We start from the raw sequence: 14,818 nt of genomic DNA, 5'->3' as shown, positions 1-14,818 counted from the left end.
CAGTTTAGCCACTTGCTTTTAACTCACAATGATTCGGTTAATTGGTTAGGAGAATCATTGATATTTTTCAGTCTTTGCGACTTTAATTCCTGTCGAAGTTTATTGTAGAGGGATGAATCCACAGGCATCATAATCTGTGAAATCTCCTTCCAGACACCAAGCTGATTATTTGCACCCATATCTTCCATGAGTTGCTCAGTGTAACGCAAGGTAAACGAAAAGATGCATGTCCCTCTCGCTACAACACTATGGTATTGAGTTTTCATCCAATCCATATCTGCTGCCATTTCTTGATACATTACTGACGGCGAAGGCAATAACAAGTTGCCTTTGACATACTCTAGCAGCCACCAAGCAGCAACTTCTGATGTTAACTGACTGTAGAAGCTGGTGTTATAGCCAACAAAACCCATTTGTGGAATATTAGGGTGAATCAAATAACGGTAAAGGCTAAAATTACCATCTTCATCAATTATCTGTCGGCGATATTTTTCTTCGAGAAAGGGAAGTTCTTGGCGAAATCCTGTACCAAAAATTACTATATCTGCCTGCAACTGCTGACCATTGGTTAATTCTACGCCATCAGGGATAAACTTGGCGATGCTCGTTTTAATTGCTTGAATTTTACCAGAGTGTACGTACTTGAAGAAATCTGGAGGAGCTATGGTAATTTGACAGTTAGCCTGATTCATCGGATGTTCGGGCAACATTCCGCAACTATCAAGCCCAAATTGCAGGCGTAGCAACATCTCGTTACTCCGCCAGAAAGCCCACACTAGTGGCTTACCCAGAGTGTGCAGCACTCTTTCAAGCCGTCCCATCTGACGGTAGGGGAACCAAGCTTCTGCAAAGCGGGTTAATAAAATATACTTCAGGTTTACTAAACCCAAAAAAAATCTCGGAATCTTCCACAGGGGTTGACGGAAGACAAGGGTGGATTCTTTGGCTATGTTCGCCGCCGAAGTCGCAATGTCGCAGGCAGATTTACCAAAACCCACTACAACTACCCGCTTACCCTCAATGATTGAAGCATCGTTAAACTCGGTAGAATGGAGTACTTGTCCTCCAGATGCTGCGAACTCCTCCCTACCTGGTAAAGAAGGTAAATTAGGGAAACTAAATATTCCATTGCACACTAGCACAAAGTCAAATTCGTGCTTTTCCTCTTTTGTCCCATCCCCATTACCTTCCTTCACTCTGATGGTAACTACCCATCCTGGCCGTTCTCCAGTTTTTCGAGAAACATTGGTAACTTCTGTTTGGAAGCGAATCCTCTCAAGAACTCCAAAATTCTGGGCGTATGAATTTAGATAATTCCGCATATCCTCTGCTGTCGGCCACTCTGGGTAGGATGCAGGCATAGGATAGTCAGAAAAGCTATATGTGTCGCCTGTATTCTGGGTTGTTAATCCTGGGTAACTTCGAGATTTTTCCCAAACACCACCAAGTCCTTTTTGTTTCTCAAATACAGTAACGTCGTAGCCTTCTTCGATAAAAGTTTTAGTTGTTACTAGACCACTGATTCCAGCCCCAATCACACAAATTTGTTTGATTTCCATTCTTTTTTAATTTAAGTAAATTTTGAAAGAATTTCTGCAAAGAGGAATTCAATATTATGATGCAAATTATGTCAATAATATACTAATGAGTTAATCAGTCTAAAGCGACAGTTATGAGCAGTATTCCTCTCATAGGAATTTTGGCTGCTCATGTAGCTGCTCCAAATATGGTAAGCCTTGCCTATGGCACGCTACGCAAACGTCAAGCTTAAGGCGTAGGGTGTTGGTAACTGCCAAACTCTGACAACGAACCTGCAACTCTATACCCCATACCTTTAGACTTTTCCACATCCGGTAAAAGTCAGATACTTCTAGGAGTGGCACTACACCAGATTCCCATCTGAATTATTGATTAACAAGCTTTGAAAATACTTAAAAAGTGGGTGACGAGGGATTTGAACCCGCAACCAATAGATTAAGAGTCTACTGCTCTACCGTTGAGCTAGTCACCCGCACGAATAACTATTATAGCAGACTTCTGATAATTTAGCTAGTTGGTACGCTCAAAAAACGAATTAAACCTCATCTATGTTGAGAACTGTAGTTTTTGCCCTCACCCTAAATCCCTCTCCCAAGTAGGGAGAGGGACTTATTTTTGGCTCCCCCTTTCCCAATATTGCCAGAAGCGGCTGGGGGATGAGGGTTTTTTCTGTTCATAGGGAAAGAACTACAGTTTTCAAGGTGGACGCGGTTTAAAGGGGGAATTTGATGGTGAAGGTGGTTTGACCGGCTCCACTCTCTACATAAATTGAGCCGCCTAAATGTCTGACCATTTTTTGCACTAATGCCAATTCCAGTCCAGTGCCGCTATGTTTCCAAGGATCATGTTTGGAAAGGTGATAGAAAGGCTCAAAAATCCGTGACAGTTCATTGCTGGTAAGCTCTAGTCCTGAATTGCTAATATTAAGCTCTACTGCATCCGTTATCAGGTGAGCAGAAACTGTGACAAATTCACCTGCTGGGGTATATTTGCAGACATGGTTGAGTAGTTCGGTAATAATCCTCTCCATATCTGTGATATCTGTCTCTAAAGGCGGCAGTGGATGATCAATACTCAGGTTTAACTGTTGCCCCTGGCAGTTGGTGAGGTCTCGAAAAGACTCGACAATGGGGTGAAGCCAGCTTTGTAAGTCAATGGCAATCAAAGTTGGGGGTTCAGGTTCAGCTTCGAGATATGTGAGTGTGAGTAGATCGTTAATTAACTTGCTTTCTCGCGCACACTCGTTATGCAGAATCTGCAAGAGTTGTGGAACTATTTCTATATCTGATATTTCTTCTGGTGTGAGGACACTTTCGAGGGTTTGGACTGCAAGGCTGATGCTAGTTATTGGTGTCCGCAGTTCTTGGGATAGGTTTCTGAGAAATTGGTTTTTGAGCCGATCGCGTTTTTCTAGTTCTTTTACTTGTGCCTGGTTTTTTTCGTAAAGCTGGGCTTGACGAATCGCGATCGCACATTCATTTGCTACCTGCTGCACTAGCTCGATTTCAAATTTATCAAAGCCCTCTTGTGTTGGTCTTGTCAACCAAATATTTCCCAAAATCCCTTGAGGATCGAAAATTGGACAAGCCATCTGGGACATAACCAATACGTTTGGTTGCCATCCCGGCACAATTTCCAAAAATTGTAATGGTTGTTTTTGCAACAGCGGCTGATAAACTTCAAGCCGATCTGCAATCTGTCTGGTCAATCCTTGAGATTGGGGTAGCTTAGTGGTGTACTCGTAAGTAATAGTTACCAGGGTTTGGCAGGTGCTATAGAGTTCGATTTGGCAACGAGCAAGGTTCAGTAACTCTGCTAATTCCTGAGTCACTGTCTGCAACACCTGAGGTTGATCCAGACTGTCGCGGATTTGTTCTGTCATGCGTCGCACCAAGGCTTCAAAGTTTCGCACCTGTTGCAACTGATTTATGTGCTTCTGTTTTTGCAACTCTAACTTTGCTTCGAGATCCTTGATCTGCTGATGAAGTTCTGCCTGTTTAGCAGCAATGCCGATTTGAGTTGCCAACTGCTTGAGTAAGTCAGTTTCTGTTTGCTGCCATTGACGCGATTGGTGGCAATGCTGGGCAATCAACAGCCCCCACATATCTTGCTCTTTGAAAATCGGCACGACTAAATTGGCTCTGATCTGCAAAGATGCCAGGAAATCTATATGGCAAGGATGCAACCCGGCTACATAAATATCCTCGACAACTTGAATGCAATCTTGCTTGTGGTCTTCTCGATGTTTGCCACCCAAGCAGGGATCGGTGATCATTTTTCGCAACAGTGGATCACTCGCAGCCACAGTTGATTCGGCAATGATTACCCCACTTCCATCAGCCTCGAAGCGATAAATTAGCACGCGATCGCAATTCAAAAACTGCCACAGTTCAATTGTTGTCTGATGCAGAATTGTCTCTAATTCTACAGATTGGTGAATTCGTCCAGCGATCGCTTCTAACAATCGCTCCCGTTCAACTTGCAGTCCGACTGCTTCTGCTTGCTTAACGGGGGTGATCTTGCTACTAGTACCAATCAGTCGATAAATCCTATTAGCATTCCTTAGTGGGGTGAGAGTCGTACTCCACCAAGTAGGAACCCCCTGGAATTGCAAACATTGTTCGTAAGAAATAGTTTGACCGAAGTGCACACACTCGGCGTAATGCTGACGCACCTTAGCAGCATCGATGGGGGAGAGAATATCCTCTGGTTTTTTGCCTCGAAGCTCATCTGAGCGAATGCCTATCCACCGGCTCATGAGTGGGATTAAGTGCCACATACCGAAAATCTCCATCCTCTAGAACATCTACTACAAATATTGATGCCTGCACAGAATCGTACATGCTTAGTAGAAACTGCTCACTACTACTTTTATCATCTACTTCGGTGCCGAAGAGAATCTGAGGAGGTGATAATTTTGTCAACTTTATAGTTGATTCCGCTGGATTTATATTCATGCGAGAGTCCCTTTCTGGTATTACTGACTCTTCTAGGCGCTCTCTTATCGTTACGCTTGTAGTAGATGCACTTTAGCGCCTACAGCAAAGTATTGTCAGCTGTTGCTCATCGAAATTTGGATCTTTCTCTACTTCTTGTCAGAAATCTAGGAAAGCTAATAGGAGTCAGCTTAACAAATCCTGCTTTTTGAAGGCGAAAATACATTTGCAGGTTGGGGCAAACTTACTGAAATTAATTTTTTACAGTTTCTTAGGATTCTTGCATATATCTAAGTGTAAATATCAGTATACATCAATTATTTTTATATTTCTTAATAAGTTTTTGTTTAATATATCTGAGGAAAGAAGTAGGGAAATGGGAACTCACGTTCGCAATTTGTGAGCATTCATTCCTGTGAGGATACCAACCAACAACCAAGTGATAGCTAATCCTATGACTTCGCCGAAGAATAACTGCGTCAAGCGGCGCAAGATCATCCCCACAGCAGAACCCACTGGGACAGCAACAGCCCAACTTGCCGAAGAGACAAATATCCATCGCCACGCCATAGGCTGGGGAATTGCCAACCATTGTGCCAATCCAATCCCCAAGCCGCCAAGTGCCCCATAAATCACCCCAGACAGGATTCTCACAGGGAAAATCTGAGTGCTAGGTACTATCCAACCCACCGCACCAATACCGATAGCGGTGATGATACTCCAACCCAAAAGACTTGACAAAATCCACCTGATACAAAATACAGGTTCTTTCAGAAGACAACCTTGAGGAAGTGCGATTGCAAATCCGCCGATAGCTGCTTCTACCACTCCAATATCTGGTTTTTCGCCGACTTCAATTAAGAGTAAACTTAATAAAAAACCACCAAAAGTAGCGAAAGTCCACAGCAATGTAAAGCTAAATCTAGTATTTTCTGGCGCGAATGGCATCAAACTTTCTTTATTTTTAATGGTTTGACAGTTTTAGCATTAAACATATCAAAAAAAGCTTTGCGTCGCTGTTGGGGTGATTCCGGTACGATGTAACCCCACAGACTCTCCCAGTAGAAAAAAGAGATACCATCAAAATTGCGATCGCGCACTGCTTGAACCTGTTCTCTAACTTGTGCGATTTTCACAGGATTACGCACCGTTCCTGTTGATATACCAATTTCTACAGGAATTAGACTTTGAGCCAATTTCACAGATGGTTGTTCTAGTTGAGCGATAAAAGAGTTTTTGTCATTTCGATAAACCTGCAAAATTAGCTCATCAACTAAGCCTTTTTTTACCCAATTTTCCCAATCTTGCAAATAGTATTTGTAGGCAAAAGCTTGATAGTTGGGAGACAGAGATATTCTGACTTTGGGCTTAACTGCCTTCACAGCTTGATAGATTTCTGCCATAAAATCAGTAATTTTGTCTGCTCGCCAACGCATCCATTCTGAGTTAAAAGGATCAGTTGGGGGATTTTTGCCTTGATGCTCTTGTTGGTAGAGTTCAATTGTGAAGCGATCGTAACCAAACTGTACTGGCATTCCAAAGTGGTCATCAAGCTGAATACCATCCACATTGTAATCTCTAACTACTTCCAAAATTAGCCCTTGGATAAACTCTTGTACTTGTGGATGTAAGGGATTCAACCAAGCCAACTTACTTACCAAAACATTGTCAAGTTCTTCCGGTGGGGCATCTTGGGTAGACTTTATACCTTGTTGCCCAATTGTCAACCAGTCGGGATAACGCCTTGCTAATTGTGAATAATGGGGCGTCATAAACCCGTATTCAAACCAGGGGATGACTCTCAAATTTTTATTTTTAGCAAGTGTGACTATCTTTGTTAAAACATCCTGTCCAGCGTGCATGAAGTTGAGCAAAGGTTGAGTATCTGAGCCTGTAGTCATTTGAGCTACAGCACTTTTATAAAAAGTATGTCCTCGGTTCCAAACTACAGGATAAATTGTGTTAAAGTTGAGAGCCGATAATTGATTTAGAGCACGGTTAATACCCCAAGGTACAAATAGTACACCACTAGCAACATTAGTGAGCCAAACGCCGCGAACTTCTGTAGTTAAAGGACTTGTTTTTTGGTAATAGACTGGGAGTGAAGAGACTGAAGAGAGTGAAAAAACTGTTAAAGTGACTACTAATCCCAAACACAGTAAGTAAGAAATATAACGGCGAACAACCCGATTCATTTATAAGTGTGACCTAGTGCGATCGGAATATATATAACTACAAAATAAACTTGTAATCCTCCGGATGATGTAAACAAATGATGATTTTACGCCATGATGTAAATTAATAAATGTGCCTTAGCAGACTATTCTCGCTATTTTTAATTCTGTGAAATAAGTAGAAGGGCTTAATTAAATTAAAGCTCGTAGTCAGCGGCTCTAGCCCCTTAAAACCTTATACCAAGCGATAAATCGCTCACTACGAACAAAAGTTTTATCTTACATTTAATTACGTCTATCTACTTACAACAGACCATGCTGTGCGTGGTTTACCCACGTTAGGCGCACGCCTCAAACCCTCGTTCCCAGTCTCTAGCTGGGAATGCAGGTAATGAGGCTCCACCCCCTATACTAACTTGAGGCAGAGCCTCCTATAAGTGCATTCCCTGGCTCTGCCAGGGAACGAGAGTAACTACGAATGCACCTTTGCAGAAAATTAAAATCTTTCCACACCTTCAAATTGCTTAAGTGCCGATGCATTTGCTGCTTCACCACAAGTTCGTGGTGTAGGAAATATCTTTTCAGGATTTGCTAACCCTTTAGGATTAAAAACTTGCCGCACCCATTGCATAGTTTCTAAATCAACTTGGCTAAACATCTGTGGCATATAGCACTTTTTCTCTTCACCGATGCCATGCTCACCAGAAATACTACCACCGACTTGGACACAAAGTTTGAGAATTTTTCCCCCCATTTCTTCTACTTGCTCCAATGCTCCAGGTACAGAATTATCATAAAGAATTAGCGGATGAAGATTGCCATCGCCAGCATGAAATACATTAGCAACTCGATAACCATATTGTTCACTTAATGTCTTAATCTCATGTAGAACATAAGGTAACTGAGTCCGAGGAATTACACCGTCTTGTACATAATAATCTGGACTTAAATGGCCAGCCGCAGCAAAAGCTGCTTTGCGTCCTTTCCATAATTTCAATCGGGTTTCTGGGTCAGTAGCAGAAGTGACATTACGCGCCCCATTCTTTTTACAAATTTCGGTAACTCGCTGCTTATTCCCTGCAACTTCCACTTCTAAACCGTCAATTTCTATTAGTAAAATAGCAGTAGCATCGCGGGGATAACAATTAGTTGCTACAACATCTTCAACTGCATTGATGCTGAAGTTATCCATCATTTCCATGCCACCAGGAATAATTCCAGCACTGATGATGTCAGAAACAGTTGCTCCAGCAGCTTCAATGCTAGTAAAATCTGCCAGCAACACACAAATTGATTCTGCACTTTTGAGAATTCGCAAAGTAATTTCTGTGGCAATTCCTAAAGTGCCTTCAGAACCAACAAACACACCTGTTAAATCATAACCAGGCATTTCTGGAATTTGTCCGCCTAAATCAATAATTTCCCCTTCTGGCGTGACAATTTTTAATCCTAAAACGTGGTTAGTGGTGACTCCATACTTGAGACAATGGACGCCACCAGAATTTTCGGCAATGTTACCCCCAATAGAGCAGATAATTTGACTAGATGGATCAGGAGCGTAGTAAAAACCAGCACCACTAACAGCTTGTGTTACCCAACTATTAATCACCCCTGGTTGAACAATCGCCCGTTGGTTTTCCAAATCAATGCTGAGGATTTGCCGCATTAAAGAAGTGACAATTAAAATAGAATCCTTCGCTGGTAAAGCGCCCCCAGATAGACCAGTGCCAGAACCGCGGGCGATGAAGGGGATAGAATATTGATTGCATATCTTCACCACTTGGGCAACTTGTTCTGTAGTTCTGGGTAACACCACCACAGCCGGACGTTGGCGATAGCCAGTTAAACCATCACATTCATAGGTAATGAGTTCTTCGCGGCGTTGGACAACACCATTTTTACCAAGGACAGCCTCGAATGCTTTGATAATGGGTTTCCAGTTGAGTTGTTTTTTATCTTGGGTAAGCATAGTTTTTTAAAGTTCAAGGTAGATGTATGGCGTATTGCAGGCTTTTTGGGGACGCTTTAATTACTATTGTTGCAAAAATAGCAGCTAAGAGTGAGTAAAAAGCGATGTTTGATGACCAGCCGCTTTGCGTCTACGCATTTGATGTAAAGTAAGTGCGATCGCCTGATTTGAGTACGGAAGATGCGATGTCTCTTAACAAGTGCGTTGAATCATCCTAAAATCCGATATTAAGTTAATTATGGGGTTAAAGTAACATAAAGTCAGATATTTAACAGGAGAGGGTGAAATGACTTACCAAGTTTTAGATTCCACCTCAAAATTAATTGCAAAGCTGCAAACCCTAGCACCAGAACAGCAACAACAGGTGCTAGATTTTGTGGAATTTCTAGCACAAAAATATCCTCAACCCCAACAACCACCCCAGAAACGTGTACTAGGTTTAAACCAAGGTAAGATTTGGATAAGTGATGATTTTAATGAACCTTTACTTGATGAATTGTGGTTAGGTGAAAGTGAGGGATGAAACTGTTATTAGACACTCACGTAATTATTTGGTCAGCAGGAAACCCAGAGAAACTATCCCACAGAGTTAGAAATTTATTAATTGATACTAACAATTTTTGGGTAGTTAGCATGGCTAGTGTCTGGGAATTACAAATAAAATCTCAGCTTGGTAAGCTAAATTTAAGCTCGTCGCTTCTTAATTTAATCGAAACTCAACAGCGAGTGAATAATCTACAACTATAGCAATCCTAAATCAATCGCACGCATCTTTAGCAATAATTTAGATGGTTGGATGGTAGGCGTTCGCACTCATCTTTAGCTAGCATGAAGTTCTGTAAGCCAATGGTGTCTGGGGTGACACACTGTTATTGCTTGCTTAAGTTCACAAGTTCTGAAAAAGATTCCATTGATGACTACTCCTCACAATTTTTCAGTATAAAATATTGAGTCAGTGCACCTTCCCATCCCCAATCAACTAACCTAGAAATAACGCTCTCAAATACTGCATAAAGTCATGGTTCAGCAAGTTCTAATCAATAATGATGATTACTATGTGCCAGATGCCAACCAGCTAGTGACTGAAGATGATACACCTGTGGACAATTTTGCTTCGGAAAAACAACAACGCCTCTTGGTTGGATCTCTTTATAGTTCTCTACAGCAGCAGACTTTTTTAGCAGCAGCAAATGTCGGCATCTACCATACAGACGGACAACCTGCAATTGTACCTGATATATTTCTCAGCTTAGATGTCCAAGTACCTGAAAATTGGTGGGAGAAACAAAATCGTTGTTATATGGTTTGGCGTTTTGGCAAACCACCAGAAGTTGTCCTCGAAATTGTCTCTAACAAAGAAGGTGATGAACTGGGCAAAAAGCTGCAAATTTATGAACATATGCGGGCAAGTTACTACATCGTATATGATCCGAATCAGCAATTAGGAGAACAAGTACTACGCGTTTATGAACTTAGGGGAAGGCGCTACTTTGAAACTTCAGAAAATTGGTTAGAACAAGTTGGTTTAGGCGTAACTTTGTGGGAAAGTACATTTGAAGATAGACAAGATACTTGGTTACGCTGGTGCTACCAAGATGGTACTGTTTTGCTGACTGGGGATGAACGCGCTGAACAGGAACGACAACGTGCCGAACAAGCAGAACAACGCATCCAATTACTAGCAGATAGGCTACGGGCTATGGGCGTAGATCCCGACACTCTCTAGAAGACTCGCTGTAAAGACGCAAAGTTTTTTTACGTCTTTACATGAGCAAAAAATTATTAGGAATTTGTGCAACTTATAAACTCATTTATCCGATGCCAAACCTTTTCTAATAAATCAGGATCATCTGCATCAAACCATTCAATTTGCGGATATGCTCGAAACCAAGTGCGTTGTCGCTTGGCAAATTGCCGTGTATGCAAAATTGTTAATTCTTTCGCTTCATCGAAAGAAATATCCCCAGCCAAATATTGCTTAATTTCTTGATAACCCAAAGTATTCAACAAAGACAAATCAGCGCCATATTTTTGACAAAGATACTCCACTTCAGCGACCAAACCATCTGCTATCATTTGCTCGGTACGCTGTTTAATCCGATTTCTCAACTTTTCAACATCGCAATCCAAACCTATTTGCAAAATTGGATAATTTGGTGGATTCTCCCCTTGTTGTTCTGAAATTGGATATCCAGTAACATAATATACCTCTAATCCCCTTAAAGTTCGCACTGAATCATGAGCATGAATTTTTTGTGCTGCAACAGGGTCAACTTGTTGTAACATTGCGTAGAGTTGAGGCTGACCGAGAGATTCAAGTTGCGATCGCAATTCTATTTGCGGTGCGACTCTAGGAATTCTCATCCCTTGGACAATAGAGCGTATATATAAACCAGTACCACCAACTAGTAAAAGTGGTGTAACATCAACAGAAGCAATTAAAGCTTGTGTTTGCCCCTGGTAGTCTGCTACTGTCATCATCTCTGTTGGATCGCAGATATCTATTAGATAGTGCGGCACTAATTTTTGTTGAACCACAGTTGCTTTAGCCGTACCAATATCAAACTCACGGTAAACTTGACGAGAATCGGCACTGAGAATTACAGAACCCAACCGCATTGCCAAAGCCAAAGCTAAACCTGACTTACCCGTTGCCGTCGCCCCACATATCACAATTAATTTAGTCATTTCTTCCTCATCTCCCTTATCCGGCTCATCCTCGTCCTCTTCCACGGCAGTGCAACCCCTGTATAAACTTCTCTTGAAAATGCCCTACAGACGCCAGCAAGGCTTTTGTGTTACAATTTTGGAGTGTTTTGACTTTCATTTGCCTTTTGGCGAGTTCAACCCCACGCATCAGGAGAGTTTACATGACGAGCAGTTACAGTGCCGATCAGATTCAAGTTCTGGAAGGTCTGGAAGCCGTCCGCAAACGACCAGGAATGTACATCGGTACTACCGGGCCGCGAGGACTCCACCATTTAGTTTACGAGGTGGTGGACAATTCAATCGATGAGGCTTTAGCGGGTTATTGCACCCATATAGAGGTGGATCTCAACGCTGATGGTTCCGTGACTGTAACAGATGATGGTCGCGGTATTCCCATTGATACTCACTCGCGCACGGGGAAATCGGCTTTGGAAACCGTGATGACGGTACTGCACGCTGGTGGTAAGTTTGGCGGCGGTGGTTACAAAGTTTCTGGAGGATTGCACGGGGTTGGTATTTCTGTTGTTAATGCCCTATCTGAGGTTGTAGAAGTTACGGTTTGGCGAGATAAAAAGGTTCATATTCAACGCTATGAACGCGGTATCCCAGTTACAGAATTGCAAGTCAAGCCTTACAAAGAAGCTAGAACCGGAACTTCTGTCACCTTTAAGCCAGATACCCAAATCTTTACAATTAATATTGAGTTTGATTACATCACTTTATCAGGTCGCCTACGGGAGTTGGCGTATCTGAATGCAGGTGTCAAAATTACCTTTACTGACCATCGTTTAGAACTGCTAAAAAGCGATACACCGAAAGTAGAATCCTACAATTACAAGGGTGGTATTAAAGAATACATCGCTTACATGAACCGTGAGAAGCAGCCGCTGCATGAAGAAATTATCTATGTGCAGGGGGAACGGAACAATGTACAAGTGGAAGTTTCTTTGCAGTGGTGTACTGATGCTTACACGGATAATGTGCTGGGTTTTGCCAACAACATTCGTACCGTTGATGGTGGTACGCACTTAGAAGGGTTGAAAGCAGTTCTGACTCGGACATTAAATGCGATCGCCCGCAAGCGCAATAAAATTAAAGAGAATGAACCAAACCTCAGTGGTGAACACGTCCGCGAAGGTCTAACTGCGGTTATTTCCGTTAAAGTCCCAGACCCAGAATTTGAAGGACAAACCAAGACTAAACTCGGTAACACCGAAGTTAGAGGAATTGTTGATTCTCTGGTGGGAGAAGTCCTCACCGAATACCTAGAATTTCATCCTGCGATCGCAGACTCAATTTTAGATAAAGCTATCCAAGCTTTCAAAGCTGCAGAAGCAGCGCGTCATGCGCGGGAATTAGTTCGACGCAAATCAGTACTGGAATCTTCGCCGTTACCTGGCAAATTGGCAGATTGCAGTTCTCGTGACCCCAGTGAATCTGAGATATTTATCGTGGAAGGGGATTCAGCCGGTGGGAGTGCCAAACAAGGGCGCGATCGCCGCACTCAAGCTATCTTGCCTCTACGTGGTAAAATTCTCAACATTGAAAAAACCGACGATGCTAAAATCTATAAAAATAACGAAGTCCAAGCGTTAATTACAGCACTTGGTTTAGGTGTCAAAGGTGATGAATTCGATTCCACTCAACTGCGCTATCACCGCATAGTGATCATGACGGACGCTGACGTAGATGGAGCGCACATCCGGACTTTGTTGTTAACATTCTTCTATCGATATCAGCGATCGCTGATCGAACAAGGCTTTATTTATATTGCTTGTCCCCCACTGTATAAAGTAGAACGGGGACGTAATCATGAGTACTGCTATAGCGATCGCGAAAAAAATCAAGCAATCGCCAAATTCCCTGCTAACGCTAACTATACCATCCAACGCTTCAAAGGTTTGGGTGAAATGATGCCACAACAACTCTGGGACACCACCATGAACCCAGAGACTCGCAAAATGAAGCAAGTCGAAATTGAGGATGCCGCAGAAGCTGATCGCATCTTCACAATTTTAATGGGCGATCGTGTTGCACCCAGACGAGAATTCATCGAAACTTATGGTTCTAAGCTCAACTTCACCGATCTAGATATCTAATATCAATTCCCTAACACTACTCCAATAATTTGTGACATTGGTAATGGGTAAAAACGTATCGCCCATTACCTTTTTTATAGTGTCTACATCCCATTTAATCTATAGCAGTCCTAAATCATTCGTAAAAAACAAGATCCCCGACTTCGTAAAAGTTGTCGGGAATCTGTGGCTTTCAAGTATTGATTAAGATTCCTGGAACAGACTTTTGGTAAAGACTTTATATTCCAATACGCCTGCGTTAAGGCTTGATCTTCCCTAACCCTTCTTAAAAAGGAGGGAATTAGAGCAAGCCTTTTTAAGGGGAACGGGCGCGGTCTTCTCCCTACAGCCCTTCTCAAGAGAAAAGATGCACTTGCGTTCGGGCATCCTACGGCAGGCGCTAGTACCGCAAGGCGGAAGTCAAAAGTCAAAAGTATTACGGAATAAGCTCTTTAGGGTTTTTAAACGGTTGCTCTATTTCCGCCGTGGCGTACTAGCCTCTGGCAATGTGAGAAGGGCGTTAAATGAGTGCTCATATTCATATAATTTGCTTATTGTCAATATTTTACAAAAGTTCAATTTTTATTGTTAGCAAAACTACCAACTTTATTGGAAATTTAGTCAGACAATACTTTCTGCACTGACTGGCTAATTAATTTGGCCCACCAGTTATAAACACATTTGTTATGCTTTAAGAAAATAACTGAATATCATTTATCAAACAGCAATTAATTAAATATCTTGAGGATTTCTGATAATAAGATGACAGAAAATTACCGAAACAAAAGTATTTAAATTTACAATTTAATTACGCAAAAAAGCTTTGTAACCAAATCATTAGGCAATCTTCTGGGTTCTCTCTGTTCGAGGTGATGGCTGTTGGAAGCAGGCACCATCTGGCTGAAAACTTGTTAATATCTTCATGTACTACGGTCGCGATCGCTATTGTATCGTATGTATCTAATAAACTTTTGTCTTAAATAGGACTATATTGGTAAGTTCGCAGACAAATCGTTTTTGAATTGATTAAAATATCTTTGTATACAATAAGAAGAGTTTGTCAAGTTTCATAGGGCTGAAATCGCCACAGTGCGCTAACCTGTGAATAAGGCCGAATTAGTTAAACCTAAATTGATCTGCTATCAGGTTGATTATGCCACAGCCTCAACTCCTCAGTTAAGGTAATTAGTACGCAGAAGGTTAACTGCTTTCAGGCAAGCACCATCACCCTTGTTGTATTTACCCAAGGTCAAGACCTGCTTTAGTCTAAGGAATGCGTAATTTATGAAGGAAATGTAAAAATGGATAAATTAAGACTTGTCGTCTGAATTAACCTCCAATGCCCTCTTTCTAAGTAATTAATGTTGTGTAAAATACATGAAATTCGGACAAAGCAAGCGTACTTACTTCGTA

At 41.8% G+C, this 14,818-nt stretch carries 9 protein-coding genes, 1 tRNA gene and 1 pseudogene; 4 read left to right on the top strand and 7 right to left on the bottom strand.

Going from position 1 to position 14,818, the window contains the following annotated elements; all coding sequences use genetic code 11:
* Nucleotides 1-23 precede the first annotated feature (23 nt).
* From Q0541_RS02170 to glcD, 6 genes and pseudogenes are all read right to left on the bottom strand, one after another.
* Entirely contained in the window at nucleotides 24-1,559 is a 1,536-nt protein-coding gene (locus Q0541_RS02170) for an FAD-dependent oxidoreductase (protein ID WP_298904900.1), read from the bottom strand.
* 380 nt (nucleotides 1,560-1,939) lie between these two features.
* Nucleotides 1,940-2,011 (bottom strand) — tRNA-Lys (locus tag Q0541_RS02165).
* A 240-nt stretch (nucleotides 2,012-2,251) separates the two neighbouring features.
* A pseudogene (locus Q0541_RS02160) lies at nucleotides 2,252-4,496 on the bottom strand (GAF domain-containing protein).
* A gap of 363 nt (nucleotides 4,497-4,859) precedes the next feature.
* Nucleotides 4,860-5,423, bottom strand: coding sequence for a hypothetical protein (locus Q0541_RS02155; protein ID WP_298904897.1), 564 nt, complete (start codon nucleotides 5,421-5,423; stop codon nucleotides 4,860-4,862).
* Complete coding sequence (locus Q0541_RS02150; protein ID WP_298904895.1) at nucleotides 5,423-6,670, bottom strand: glycoside hydrolase family 10 protein; 1,248 nt, start codon at nucleotides 6,668-6,670, stop codon at nucleotides 5,423-5,425. Before Q0541_RS02150 ends, Q0541_RS02155 begins: the two co-directional genes overlap by 1 nt.
* Before the next feature lie 475 nt (nucleotides 6,671-7,145).
* A complete protein-coding gene (glcD, locus tag Q0541_RS02145) occupies nucleotides 7,146-8,618 on the bottom strand; it encodes a glycolate oxidase subunit GlcD (protein ID WP_298904892.1) in 1,473 nt (490 codons plus the stop codon).
* A 286-nt stretch (nucleotides 8,619-8,904) separates the two neighbouring features.
* Here glcD and Q0541_RS02140 point away from each other — a divergent pair, with 286 nt between their 5' ends.
* The 3 genes from Q0541_RS02140 (at nucleotide 8,905) to Q0541_RS02130 (ending at nucleotide 10,344) form a co-directional block, all read left to right on the top strand.
* On the top strand, nucleotides 8,905-9,141 hold the full coding sequence (locus Q0541_RS02140; RefSeq protein WP_298904890.1) for a DUF2281 domain-containing protein: 237 nt from the start codon (nucleotides 8,905-8,907) through the stop codon (nucleotides 9,139-9,141).
* Nucleotides 9,138-9,365 (top strand): type II toxin-antitoxin system VapC family toxin, encoded by a 228-nt coding sequence (locus Q0541_RS02135; protein WP_298904887.1) that lies wholly within the window; start codon nucleotides 9,138-9,140, stop codon nucleotides 9,363-9,365. The genes Q0541_RS02140 and Q0541_RS02135 overlap by 4 nt, the downstream gene beginning before the upstream one ends.
* A 271-nt stretch (nucleotides 9,366-9,636) precedes the next feature.
* Entirely contained in the window at nucleotides 9,637-10,344 is a 708-nt protein-coding gene (locus Q0541_RS02130) for a Uma2 family endonuclease (RefSeq protein WP_298904884.1), read from the top strand.
* Between the two features lie 56 nt (nucleotides 10,345-10,400).
* On the opposite strand, the gene miaA is transcribed toward Q0541_RS02130, so the two are convergent.
* The gene (miaA, locus tag Q0541_RS02125; protein ID WP_298904995.1) at nucleotides 10,401-11,306 is read right to left on the bottom strand and encodes a tRNA (adenosine(37)-N6)-dimethylallyltransferase MiaA; all 906 of its coding nucleotides are present in this window, start codon (nucleotides 11,304-11,306) and stop codon (nucleotides 10,401-10,403) included.
* Between the two features lie 182 nt (nucleotides 11,307-11,488).
* Here miaA and gyrB point away from each other — a divergent pair, with 182 nt between their 5' ends.
* Nucleotides 11,489-13,426: a DNA topoisomerase (ATP-hydrolyzing) subunit B gene (gene gyrB / locus Q0541_RS02120; RefSeq protein ID WP_298904881.1), complete on the top strand. Its 1,938-nt coding sequence runs from the start codon at nucleotides 11,489-11,491 to the stop codon at nucleotides 13,424-13,426.
* Nucleotides 13,427-14,818 lie beyond the last annotated feature (1,392 nt).

Origin of the sequence: uncultured Nostoc sp., assembly GCF_937863485.1 — a bacterium.
Taxonomy (GTDB): domain Bacteria; phylum Cyanobacteriota; class Cyanobacteriia; order Cyanobacteriales; family Nostocaceae; genus Nostoc.
Note: the sequence above shows the minus strand (reverse complement) of the source record. Positions and strands in the feature narration are given on the sequence as shown.